The following is a 13,743-nucleotide window of genomic DNA, read 5'->3' as shown; positions in this document are numbered from 1 at the left end:
GCCTCGCGGCATCGATCGAGCAACGCAACACGAACCCATGGAAGTCCGCATGCAACGCAGCAGCAGCACGGTGTCCCGGCGCAACGAGAGCAGCCCCTTTTCCTTCACTCCCCAGATCCGGCTGCGGCCGCTGGTGCATGCCATCGCGCTGATGCTGGCCGCGGGCGCCACGGTGCCCGCCGCGCATGCGCAGCGCGCCTTCAGCGCCGGCTGGATGGCGCAGAAGAACATGGCACAGAGCACCGCGCTGGCCACCGGCCGGCTGCCCAACGGCATGCCGGCCTCGGCGCTGGTGAGCCCGCAGGCCCAGCAGGAGCGCGCGGGCGAGCAGCTGCAGCGCTCGATCGGCAACCTGAACCTCGCGGCGCGCGGCATCGCGGCGCAACAGGCCGCGCAGGAAGCGGCGCGGCGTACGGCCATCGCCAGCGGCCAGGGCGTGCCCGACGGCCTGGCCGAGGGCGGCCTGCGCGTGGACACGGCCAGCCTCACGGCAGGCTGGGCCAATGCCAACGCGCCGGTGGAATCGCACAACGGCGGCCAGACGCAGGTGACGATCGCGCAGACCGCGCCGCAGGCGATCCTCAACTGGGAGACCTTCAACGTGGGGCGCAACACCACGCTGAAGTTCGAGCAGCAGCCGAGCTGGGCCGTGCTCAACCGGGTCAACGATCCGCAGGCGCGGCCCTCGCAGATCCAGGGCCGGATCCAGGCCGACGGCACGGTGATGGTGGTCAACCGCAACGGCATCGTGTTCAGCGGCAGCAGCCAGGTCGACACGCGCAACCTGGTGGCCTCGGCCGTCGGCATGAGCGATGCGCAGTTCAAGAAGGGGCTCTACAGCGAGGGCCAGGGCACGAAGTTCATCCCGAGCCTGGCCAACGACCTGCAGACCACGGCCAACAGCTTCAGCCATGGCGCGGCCACGGGCGACGTGGTGGTCGAGGCCGGCGCGCGCATCGCGACGCGCCGCCCCGAGACGGTGACCGAGGCCGGCGGCTACGTGCTGCTGGCCGGCCGCGAGGCGCACAACCACGGCCAGATCAGCACGCCCAACGGCCAGGTCATGCTGGCCGCGGGCGATGCCTTCGTGATCCGCAAGGGCCTGGGCACCGACGAGAACCAGGCCTCGACCACGCGCGGCAACACCATCACGCCGCTGCGCCTCGAGGGCAGCGCCGCCGGGCTGGTGCGCAACACCGGGCTGCTGCAGGCGGAGCAGGGCGACATCACGCTCACGGGCCGCGACGTGCGCCAGCAGGGCGTGGCGGTGTCGACCACCTCGGTCCACACGCGCGGCACGGTGCACCTGCTCAACGACACGGCCGATGCCGCGGGCAAGGTGACGCTCGAGACCGGCAGCGTGACGGCGATCCTGCTCGACGAGAGCGCGACCACCGCGCTCGACGTGCAGCGCAACGCGATGATCAAGGACTCGGACAAGGCCGGCGACGGCGTGGCGCACCGGCGCGACCAGTCGCTGGTGCGCATCGCCAGCGGCGGCGAGGTCGAGTTCCTCGGCGACTCGCTCACACTGGCCACCGGCGGCCAGGTGCTGGTCGATGCCAAGCGCAGCAGCGTGCGCGAGGGCGCGCGCATCGACGTGGCGGGCGCGGTCGGCGTGCGCGTGGCGATGGAGGCCAACAACGTCGAGATCAACGTGCAGGGCAACGAGCAGCGCGATGCGCCGCGCAACCGCGACGGCCGCGCGCTGTTCAACAACAACATCTGGCTCGACCGGCGCTACCTGGTGCGCGTGCCCGCGGGCACCAACGGCTACGAGACCGACCGCTGGTACACGGCCGGCGGCCTGCTCGAGGTCGGTGGCTACCTCGGCATCGCGGGCCACGGCATCGGCGAATGGTCGGCGCAGGGCGGCACGGTGCAGTTCGGCGGCGGCGAGCTGCGCACGGACAAGGGCTCGAGCATCAACCTCGCGGGCGGCACGCTCGACGTGCAGACCGGCAAGATCCGCCAGACCTGGCTCAAGGGCTCGGACGGCCGGCTCTACGAAGCCTCGCGCGCGCCCGGCGACCTGCTCTACACCGGCCTCTACAAGGGCTTCGAATCGGAGCACAAGCGCTGGGGCGTGACCGACGCCTTCTACAACCCGCTGATCGGCGCCAAGGAACGGCTCGAGAACGGCTACACGGTGGGCCGCGACGCGGGCCGCCTCGTGGTGGGCACGGCCAAGGCGACGCTCGAGGGCGACATCGACACCAGCGCCTTCCAGGGCCAGGGCCAGACGCAGGCGCGCGACAAGTCCTTCGACGGCTACCGCCAGGCCCAGACCGCGGTGGCGCTGCGCGGACAGCTGATCGTCGGCAAGCAGACGCCGATCTACGACAAGGCGACCGAGGGCCTGCGCTACATGGAGGACGCGGTGGCGCAGCGCATCGCCATCGGCGGCGCGGCCGAGGAGGGGCTGGACCTCCACCTCGACGCCGGCTGGCTCGACGCGCTCGAGCTCGGCGCGCTGCGCCTGCATGCCACCGACAGCATCGCGGTGCGCGAGGCGGTGCGGGTGGCGCCTGGCGGCGACATCGCGCTGCATGCCACGCAGGTGCAGGTCGACGCGGGACTCGAAGCGCGCGGCGGCAGCATCGCGCTGGGCAACGTGTTCCAGAAGTGGAGCGCCAGCCTCGGCTGGGTCGACCGCCTCGCGGCGCCGCTCAAGCCCGAGCTCGCGGCCGGCGTGAAGATCGCCGACAACGTGCTGCTCGATGCGCGCGGCCTGTGGTCCAACCTCGCGCTCGACCGCGCGGGCACGGCGGGCGTGCCTTTCGTGGCGGGCGGCAGCATCCGCGTGCAGTCCAGCGGCGACGTGGTGCTGTCGCAGGGCGCGGTGCTCGACACCTCGGCCGGCGCCATCTACCGCGCCGACCACAGCGTGCAGGGCGGCCGCGGCGGCGACATCGCGCTGGCCGCCAATGCCTACCAGGCCGGCACCGCGGGCCAGCCGGTCGGCGAACTGGTGCTCGGCGGCGCGCTGCGCAGCCAGGGCATGAAGGGCGGCGGCACGCTGCGGCTGCAGTCGGGCGGCGCGGTGGTGATCGGCGGCGAGATCGCGGGCGGCCGCGGCGTGCTGGCCGCGGGCGAGGTCGCGCCGATCGACCTGATCGCGAGCGAGGGCTTCGTGGTGAAGGCCGGCGCCACGCTGCCGGCCGACTTCAGCTACATGCGCACGCGCGCCCAGCCCGGCGAGGCACTGGGCGCGGCGCCGCGGGTGGACCGCGCGCGGCCCGAGACCCACCTGACGCTGGCCGCGAGCTGGACCCCGCCGAAGCCCATCGGCAACAACGACAGCTACGTGCTGCAGACAGCGGCCGGCCAGTCCTACTCGATCTATTCGTGGAGCCAGGTGCCGACGCTGCCGGCCGGCACGGTGATCATCGGCCTCGCGAACCAGTCCGGCAGCGGCTTCCCGAGCCGCTACGTGGTGTCGCCCGAGGTGTTCCCGCAGGGCATGGGCATCCAGCCGACCGCGGCCATGCTCCCGGCCGGCACCGCGGCGCCGCGCGACCTCGAGTTCGCGGCCGGCACGCGCATCGCCGTGGGCGCGCGCTTCGACCGCGACGTGGCGGTCGGCCGCGTGCTGCATCTCGATGGCGAACTGCTGCGCACGGGCTTCTCGCGCTACGAGCTCATCGGCCACCAGGGCCTCGCGGTCGCACCGGGCGCCGCGCTGCGCGTGGAGATGCCGGTGCAGCGCGCCGACACCACCGCCGCGCGCAGCCTGCCCACGGGCGCCGACACCGCCGGCGTGTTCCAGACCTGGCTGCCGCCCGAGTACACCGAGAACGCGGCCAAGGGCCTGCTGACGCAGCGCCAGGGCGCCGACCTGCAGCTCACGGCCGGCTGGGGCTACGGCTCGCTGGCCCCGCTGGACGTGGGCCGCGACGCGCGGGTGCAGGTCGATGCCGGCCGCGCCATCACGCTCGTCGGCAACGGGCAGCTCACCATCGACGGCACGCTGCGCGCGGCGGGCGGGCGCATCGAGCTGCAGACCTTCGGCTATGGCTCCGACGGCGCCTCGTCCAAGGGCCATGACCGCTCGATCTGGCTCGACGACCACGCGGTGCTCGACGTGTCGGGCGAGGCCCGCATCGCGACCGACCTGCGCGGCCGGCGCTACGGCCTGGTCGGCGACGGCGGCAGCATCCAGATCGGCGGGCGCTACAACGCCAGCGCCACCAGCACGGTGGGCGCCGACAACTTCATCGTGGTGCGCCCCGGCGCGCGGCTCGAGGCCTCGGGCACCAGCGCGACGCTGGACCTGCCGCTGGCCGGCGCCACGGCGGTCGCCTCCGACGGCGGCCTGATCTACCTGAGCAGCTTCAACGGCCTGTTCATCGACGGCACGCTGCACGCCGCGGCGGGTGGCGCGGGCGCGGCCGGCGGCACGCTGGGGCTGACGCTGGAGGCGCCGGCCTATCCCGAGGCCAACGCGCCCGACGCGCGCGTGCGTTCGCTGCGCGAGATCAAGGTGGGTGCGCAGCAGGGCCCCGACTCGCTGCGCGCCGACCTGCGCCCGGGCCAGGCCGATGCCGCGCTCGCCTACGGCCGTGCGCGCATCGGCGTCGACCGCATCGAGGCCGGCGGCTTCGACAGCCTCTCGCTGCTGGTCAACGGCGTGATCAGCTTCGAGGACGGCGTGAACCTGCGGCTCGGCCAGGCCCTGCGCATGACCTCGGGCAGCTTCAGCCTCGCGCAGGGCTCGGGCGACGGCTCGCAGGTGCTGCTGGCGGCGCCCTACGTGCGCCTCGGGGGCAACACCGGCCTGGGCCGCGACAGGTACATCCTGCCGATCCCGGTCAATCCGCGCGTGCCGCGGCTGGCCGCCGGCTCGGGCCTGCGCATCGAGTCCTCGGTGCTCGACGTGATCGAGACCGTGGCCTTCGGCACCGCGGGCGCCCAGCCCGAGCTCGAGGGCAACGTGCAGGTCGAGCGCGACGGCTTCGAGCGCCTCGAACTGCGCAGCCAGGGCGACCTGCGGCTGCAGGCCTCGCTGGTGCGCGACCGCACCTCGCTCGAGACCGCGGGCGACCTGGTGCTCGCGGCCAGCCAGATCTATCCGGCCACCGGCGCGCGCGCCGAGATCCGTGCCGGCAAGAGGGGCGAGTTCGATACCTGGGGCAACTACAAGAACCTCTACGACCCGACGCGCAGCCTGCGCGTGGAGCGCATCGGCGAGGGCGAACCCGCCGTGCCGTACTCGGCCTTCGGCTCCCTGCTGCTGATGTCGGCCAACGTCGACCAGGGCGGCGTGGTGCGCGCGCCGCTGGGCAGCGTGACGCTGGGCCGTCCCGAGGGCCAGGCCGAGGACCTCGCCTCCACGGTGCTGCTGCGCGCCGGCAGCATCACCTCGACCAGCGGCGCCGGCCTGGCCATGCCCTACGGCGGCACCAAGGACGGCCTGACCTATGTCCACAACGGCCTCGACGCCGGCTACGTGGGCATCGGCGGCTCGGCGTCGGCCTTCGGCGGCGTCACGCTGCTCGGCGAGCGCATCGACGTGCAGGGCGGGGCGCTCATCGACCTGTCGGGCGGCGGCACGCTGACCGGCGCGGCCTTCCTCTCGGGCCGCGGCGGCTCCACCGACGCGCGGCTCAACCCGCTGGTGCAGAGCGGCACCGGCCGCGCGGCCTTCGTGCTGCCGGGCCTCGCGACCAACCCGGTCTACGCCATCGTGCCGGGCGCGCAGCCCGGTGCCGCGCCGATCGCGCCCGAGAAGGGCGCGGGCGACCCGATGGTCGGGCGCCAGGTCACCATCGGCGCGGGCGTGCCGGGCCTGCCGCCGGGCACCTACACGCTGCTGCCCTCGACCTACGCGCTGCTGCCGGGCGCCTTCCGCGTCGAGCTCAACGGACTGGCGAGCGGCCAGGCGGCCTTCGGCGCCACGCAGGCGATGCGCAACGGCTCCTTCAGCACCGCGGGCCGGGTCAGTGTCGCCAACACCGGCATCCTCGACGCGCTGACCACGCAGCTGGTGGTGACGCCGGCCGACCTGCTGCGCACCTACTCCCAGTACAACGAGACCAGCTATGCCCAGTTCGGCCTCGACTGGGCCGCGCGCGACGGCGTGCCGCGCCCGCGCCTGGAACGCGACGCGGGCCGGCTGACGCTGACCCCGGGCATCAAGCCGATGGAGGACCGCGGCATCCGCATCGCCGAAGGCACGGTGCGGCACGCGGCCGCGCCGGGCGGCTTCGGCAGCGAGCTGGTGGTGAGCGGCAGCACGCGCATGTTCGAGATCGTGGCCGCGGGCAAGGGGCCCACCGAGGGCTTCACCGGCGTCACGCTCGACGCCGGCATGCTCAACGGCATCGGCGCGGGCACCATGGCGATCGGCGGTGCGCCGCAGTCGCGCTTCGAGTCGGAGCGCAACACCCAGTCCTCGTACCTTGCGGGCTTCGGCACGGCCTACCAGGCCGCCAGCGGCATCGTGCTGCGCGAAGGCGCCGTGCTGTCGGCGCCGCAGGTGTTCCTGGTCGCGGGCCAGCGCGACGGCGGCATCGTGCTCGAGCAGGGCGCGGCCATCGACACGCTGCGCCGCGGCCCGGTCTCCTGGGACTCGAAGGCCGGCTACGTCTTCAAGCCCGGCGATGTGTCGGTGCTCGCGGTCTCCAACGGCTGGCTCGACATGCTGGCCCCGAGCCTGAGCACCGACACCCGCTACGGCCAGGGGCCGATCCGCATCGGCGTGTGCGGCGGCAGCGTGCGCTGCGGCGGCACCACCACCCTCTATGCCGAGGGCACGATCACGGCCGCGACCGACCGCGCCTTCGAGCTCGGCGACTCGGTGCGCTACGGCGCGCGCAATCTGGTGCTGGCCGTGGGCGGCATCAACGTCGGCAGCGCCGAGGCGCTGGAGCGCGCCCGCGCGGGCGGTGCGCTGCCGGCGGGCATGACGCTCAACCAGCAGGTGCTCGACCGCCTGCTGCGCGGCGACACCAGCACCGGCGCGCCGGCGCTCGAGAACCTGGTGCTGACCGCGCGCGACTCGGTCAACTTCTACGAATCGGTGCGGCTGTCGACGCTGTCGTCCGCCAACGGCCAGCCCTCGCTGGCGCAACTGGTGCTGACCACGCCGGCCATCTACGGCCATGGCGGCGCCGGCGACGTGGCGCGCATCGAGACCGACACGCTGGTGTGGAACGGCTCGGCCTCGCCGGCCGGCGGCGTGATGAGCGGCGGCGCCGGCACCGGCAGCGGCCGGCTCGAGGTGGATGCGCGCGAGATCGTGTTCGGCTACGCGGCCCAGACCCAGCCCAAGTCGGTGATCTCGCACGACCGCCTGACCTTGGGCTTCGGCACGGTGGCGCTGAACGCCAGCGAACGCATCACGGCCAACCACCGCGGCAGCCTCGGCGTCTACCAGTCGCAGGGTGCCTGGAACGACAGCACCAAGGCCTTCGACCGCAGCGGCGGCGAGCTGCTGATCAGCACGCCGCTGATGACCGGCAAGGCCGGCTCGGTCAACGACATCCGCGCGGGCGGCCGCATCGCGGTGACGGCGCCCGAGGGCGCGCTGGCACCGGCGGTCGGCGCGGTGGCGCCCGAGGCGCTGGGCGCCGAGCTGCGGCTCGACGCGGGCGGGCAGCTGCGTTTCGACACCGCGGTGCTGCTGCCCAGCGGCAAGCTGAGCCTGGTCGCGCAGGGCGACCTGCTGCTGGGCGAGCGTTCGATGCTCGACCTCGCGGGCCGGCGCGTCGATTTCTTCGACGTCAGCAAGTACGGCTGGGGCGGCGACCTGGTGCTCGAAAGCCGCGGCGGCAACATCGCGCAGGCGGCGGGCGCGCGCATCGACCTGTCGGCGCGCAACAACCGCGCGGGCCGCCTCGATGCCTTGGCGCTCGATGCCGGCGCGGGCACGATCGACCTGCGCGGTGCCATCGCGGCCGGCAGCAGCGGCGCCTACGACGCGGGCGGCACGCTGGTGCCTTACGCGGCCGGCGACATCGAGCTGCGCGCGCAGACCATCGCCGACTTCCAGGGCCTCAACGCGCGCCTCAACGAGGGCGGCGCCTTCGGCGTGCGCAGCTTCCAGCTCAAGCGCGGCGACCTCGTGGTCGGCGACGAGCTCAAGGCGCGCGAGATCAACCTCTCGGTCGACGGCGGCCGGCTCACGGTCGCGGGCCGCATCGACGCCAGCGGCGAGCAGGCCGGCAGCATCCGGCTGGCCGCGCGCGACGGCGTGTCGCTCGCGGGCACGGCGGTGCTCGATGCCAGCGCCAGCGTGCTGCGGCGCGACAGCTACGGCCAGGCGATCGACGCGCCCAACCGCGCGGTCATCGAGCTCGATGCCGGCAGCGGCACGCTCTCGATCGCCAGCGGCGCGCGCATGGACCTGCGCGTGGCCGGCGCCGCGAAGGACTACGGCACGGTGGCGCTCAACGCACCGCGCCGCGGCGCCGACGACGTGGCCATCGAGGCCGCGGGCAGCATCGTGATCCAGGGCGCGAAGTCGGTCGCGGTCAATGCCTTCGTCACCGACAAGAGCGCCGCGAAGGGCACGGACACCAGCGTCGACGGCCGTACCTACCAGGTCATCGACCAGGCCTACCTCGACCGCCTGCACGGCCAGAGCGAGACCTTCATCGAGGCCGCGCTGCGCAACGGCGCGCTGATGAACGGCCGCCTCGCGGGCCTGCGCGCGCAGGGCGAGCGCTTCCACCTGCGCCCCGGCGTGCAGATCGTGACCGACGCCGCGATCAACCCCGACGGCGACCTGCACGTGGACGGCGACATCGACCTCTCGGGCCACCGCTACGCGAGCGTGAACCCGCGCACGCAGAAGACCCTGGCCTACGGCTCGGGCGAACCGGGCGCGCTGGTGATCCGCGCCCCGGGCAACCTCGAGGTCTTCGGCAGCATCAACGACGGCTTCGACGGCTCGCGCCTGGTGCGCGGCGCCACGCCCGACGACAAGGGCTGGATCCTGCCGAGCGGCCGGATCCCCTTCGGCGGCGACCTCGTGATCCCGCACGGCGGCCTGGTCACGCTCGACACCGGCACCGGCTTCGAGCAGGGCCGCACGCTCAACTTCGATCTGCCGGCCGCCGCCGTGACGCTGCCCTCGGGCACGCAACTGCCGGGGGCGATGGTGCTCGACCAGCCGCTGACCGTGCCCGCGGGCCTGGTGCTCGGCGCGGACGTGCGCGACGCCGCGGGCAAGCTGCTGCACGCGGCCGGCTCGGTGCTGGGCGAGCCCGTGACGCTGCCGGCCGGCACGCGCCTGGCCGCGGGCTTCCGCCTGCCGGCCGCGGTGCGCATGGCCGCGGGCATCTGGCCCGCGGGCGTGCCGCTGCCGGTGGGCATGTCGCTGTCGCGCCCGCTCGCGCTGGCCAAGGGCGCGGTGGTGCCCTCGGAAACCCAGGTCAAGCTGCCGGGCGGCGTCGAGATGATCAACCTGCGGCCCGCCGATGCCGACGGCAACCAGGGCCGTACCTGGGCGCTGGCGCCGATGCTGCCCGCGGGCTCGCTGTCGTGGGACCTGCGCCTCGTGGCCGGCGCCGACCTCGGCGCGGCCGACACGCGCCTCGCGCAGCCGCACGCCACGGGCCGGCTGCAGCTGGCCGACACCCATTTCGGCCTCGGCGCGAAGGTCAGCGACGTGCCGGGCACGGGCTCGCCGGCCACCTACTTCTGGGGACCGGACGCGGGCGAGAAGCTGGTGATCGACTTCTTCGGCGAGTACGTGCTGAGCTTCCAGATCGTTCCGGGCACGCCCATCACGCCCGAGCAGGTCGAGGAGCTCCAGATGATCGGCCTGGTCAGCAGCGACCCCGGCGAGATGAACGACTTCGGCTACGGCCAATACGCCACCGTCGACAAGCCGGCCGTGCCGCCGGACCGCGTCGCGGCCTACCACCCGGCGCGCGAGCAGCTGTTCAGCGTGCTGCGCACCGGCACCGGCGACCTCGACCTGGTCTCGGGCGGCGACCTCACGCTGCGCTCGCCCTACGGCGTCTACACGGCCGGCACCGCCACCGCGCCCGGCGTGGGCGGCGCGGCCGACCGGCTCTACGACCAGGCCCGCGGCCTGCTCAAGGACGGCTCGATCCTGTTCCCCATCGAAGGCAAGCCCTACGAGCACCTGATCGACGGCGGTGCGCGCAGCCTCTACGCGGCCTGGTATCCGGAGCAGGGCGGCAACCTGCTGCTGCGCGCCGGCGGCGACCTGCGCGGCGACCTGGTCGGCAGCGGCGGCAGCCCGCGCCAGGGCTTCGAGCTGTCCGAGATGCGCGGCCAGATCGGCTCGACCGCCACCGGCACCTGGCTCTGGCGCCAGGGCAGCGGCAGCGTCGCGACCGGCGCCGACGCGCGGCCCGCGGCCTGGTGGATCAACTTCGGCACCTACGTGGTGGGCGCGAACGGCGAGTACTACCCGTACGGGGGCAACAGCTACACCAACGACCCCTACCTCGTGGGCTTCACCGGCTTCGGCACGCTGGGCGGTGGCAACCTGGTGGTGGAGGCCGGGCGCGACGCCGGCATGATCGGTCCGCGCGGCGAGGTCTACTTCAACGACGGTCCGCTGCGCAGCTACACCACCCGGGTGCCGCGCAGCGAAGGCCTGCACCTGGCCGTGGCCAGCACCGGCCGCATGACGCCCGGCGGCGAGCTCGTGCTCACGGGCGGCGGCGACCTCGACCTGCGCATCGGCGGCACCCTGAACCCGAACGCGACGCTGCGCAGGAACGAGCACGACCTCAACAGCACGCTGGTCAACCTGCGCGGCGCGCTGCGCGTGCAGGCCGGCGCCATCGGCGGCATCGACGTGGGCGTGGGCACGCGCGACCAGCTCGACTCGCGCGGCGGCGATCCCTACAGCGCCGGCCGCGCCGGGGCCAGCGGCGGACCGGTGCTGGTGCTCGGCGACTCGGCGGCGCGGCTGGACGCGCGCGGCGACCTGGTGCTCGGCGGCGTGGCCGACGCGGGCCGCACCAAGCTGCTCAACGCCACGCCGTTCGGCTACCAGGGCAAGGAATACACGGGCCAGGGCTACAGCTGGTTCTCGCTGTGGACCCCGGCCACCGGCGTGGACCTGTTCAGCGCCGGCGGCAACCTCACGCCGACCACCGCCTGGGGCGAGGGCGCCGTGGCCGAGGACGTGGTGAACGCGCGCCGCGACACCAACGTCGGCGCGACCTACCAGGGCCATTTCTATCCGTCGATCCTGCGCGCGGTCGCGGCCAGCGGCAGCCTCTACTACGGCGTGGGCACCGCGAACCTGCTGGCCAACAACGGCGCGGCCTTCACGCGCACCGAGTTCGGCCTCACGCTCTCGCCGGCGCCGCAGGGCGAGCAGTACACCAACGTCACCGGCAAGGGCGTGCTCGAACTGCTGGCGCGCGACTCGATCCAGGCCAGCGGCTATGCGATCACCGCGTCGACCGCCGACCCGGCGGCGCTCACCAGCCCGTTCCGTCCGGGCTTCATGGGACTGATCGCCTACACCGGCGGCGGCCCCTACGGCCTGAGTCCGACGCTGGTGCACAACCTGCATCCGTCGGTGGTCAACGAGCGGACCGACTGGCTCGCGAATTCCAGCGGCCGCTATGCGAACGCACCGCTGTTCACCTTCGCGAGCCAGGCCACCTCGGCCTATGCCGCGACAGGCCAGGAGCCGGCGCGCTACTACGCGGTGGAAGGCGACATCGTCGGCCTGCGCTTCGGCCAGATGGCGAGCCTGGGCCACCTGGGCCGCGAAGGCACGCGCTACGACGGCTCGATCCCGGTGGCGGTGCGCGCGGGCCGCGACATCACCGACTCGGGCACGCGCCTGGGCCAGAAGGACACCATCGGCGAGGGCCGCGGCAACCTGATCTCGCACGGCCTGGCCGACGACATCTCGGTGGTCGAGGCTGGCCGCGACATCCGCCACAGCAGCTTCTACGTCACCGGCCCGGGCCTGCTCGAGGTGACGGCCGGGCGCGATCTGTACTTCGCCGACCGCGGCGAGGTCAAGACACTGGGCGCCGTGGTCGACGTGAAGCCCGGCGACCGCAGCAGCGGCGCCAGCGTGGCGGTGTCGGCCGGCATGGGCGCGGGCGCCGACTGGCAGGCCTTCGCGAAGCGCTACCTCGATCCGGCCAACCTGGCCGATCCGGGCCAGCCGCTGGCCGACCAGCCGGGCAAGGCCGTGGCGGTCTACAACGGCGCGCTGTCGCTCGCGCAGTGGCTCGTGCGCGAATTCGGCTACGACGGCGACGAGGCCGGCGCCCCGGCCTTCCTGGCGCGCAAGCAGGTGGAGCTCGACCGCGAGCGCCAGCAGGCGCTCTCGCGCGGCGACAGCGCGGCCAACCGCTCGCTGGCGCGCGAGTACAAGGTCGAGAGCCGGCTGCACCTGGTCAACTGGCTCACGGAGCGCTTCGGCGGGGCCAACCGCCTCGGCCTGCATTTCGACGCCGCCACCATGGATGCGCGCGCCTTCTTCGCGGCGCTGCCGGCCGAACAGCAGCGCGCCTTCCTGCGCAACGTCTACTACGCCGAGCTCAAGGCCTCGGGCCGCGAATACAACGAGGAGGGCGGCAAGCGCCGCGGCAGCTACCTGCGCGGCCGCGAGGCCATCGCCACCCTGCTGCCCGACACCGATGCCGAAGGCCGCCCGCGCAGCTACGAGGGCGACCTCACGCTGTTCAGCAGCGCGATCTACATCGACGGCTACGTGGTCAGCAACGGCGTCGGCAAGGACCGTCCGACACCGGGCAGGACCTACATCACCAAGGCCGAGTGGGAGGCGCTGGGCAGCCCGGGCTACGACGTGAACTTCTACGACGTGCTCGACGCCGGCATCCACACCCAGTTCGGCGGCGACGTGCACGTGATGACGCCGGGCGGACGCACGCTGGTGGGCGTGGACGGCGGCTTCGTGCCGGGGCCGGGCTCGGGCGTGATGACGCAGGGGGAGGGCGACGTCAACATCTACGCCCACGGCAGCATCCTGATGGGCCAGAGCCGCATCTTCACCACCTTCGGCGGCAACATCCTGGGCTGGTCGGCCGAGGGCGACATCAACGCCGGGCGCGGTGCCAAGACCACGGTGGTCTACACGCCGCAGCGGCGCGTCTACGACGGCGTGGGCAACGTCACGCTGTCGCCCAACGCGCCGACCACCGGCGCGGGCATCGCCACCCTGAACCCGATCGCCGAGATCCCGCCGGGCGACATCGACCTGATCGCGCCGCTGGGCACCATCGACGCGGGCGAGGCCGGCATCCGCGTCTCGGGCAACGTCAACCTCGCGGCGCTGCACGTGGTGAATGCCGAGAACATCCAGGTGCAGGGCAAGTCCACCGGCATCCCCGTGGTGGCGGCGGTCAACGTCGGCGCGCTCTCGAACGCCAGCGCGGCGGCCGCGCAGGCCGGCATCGCGGCGCAGGACTCGCTGCAGCGCGAGCGCGCCGAGGCGAGGAAGGCCTTGCCCTCGGTGTTCACGGTGCGGGTGCTGGGCTTCGGCAACGAGGCGCCCGAAGGCGCGCCGGCCGGCAACGGCGGCGCGCGCGAGCGCGGCACCACCGGCGCCGCCTACGACCCCAAGGGCGTGGTGCAGGTGCTCGGCGCCGGCGCGCTGAGCACCGCGCAGATGCAGTCGCTGACGCCGGGCGAGCGCCGCAATCTGAAGCAGTAGCACGAAGGACCACGCGGCATCCGCCGCGTCATTCCAGGAAGGGCCTCCCGCGTGGAGGCCCTTCTTCTTATGTGCGGCGACGGCCCCGTGCAGGACCCGTCCGACTTTTC

Annotated in this window: 1 protein-coding gene; it reads left to right on the top strand. The window is 73.5% G+C overall.

Features of this window, described 5'->3' with window-relative positions:
• The first annotated feature begins 49 nt into the window (after nt 1-49).
• Entirely contained in the window at nt 50-13,633 is a 13,584-nt protein-coding gene (locus AC07RV_RS09965) for a filamentous hemagglutinin family protein (RefSeq protein ID WP_296787961.1), read from the top strand.
• The last annotated feature ends 110 nt before the right edge of the window (nt 13,634-13,743 follow it).

Source organism: Variovorax sp. GW821-FHT09B01 (assembly GCF_059418345.1).
The sequence above is the reverse complement of the archived record's forward strand: the minus strand, read 5'-3'. Positions and strand labels throughout refer to the sequence as shown.

Bases quoted from the DNA above. Each gene is read 5' to 3' on its own strand.
- AC07RV_RS09965 (WP_296787961.1), top strand. From the start codon at position 50: ATGCAACGCAGCAGCAGCACGGTGTCCCGGCGCAACGAGAGCAGCCCC.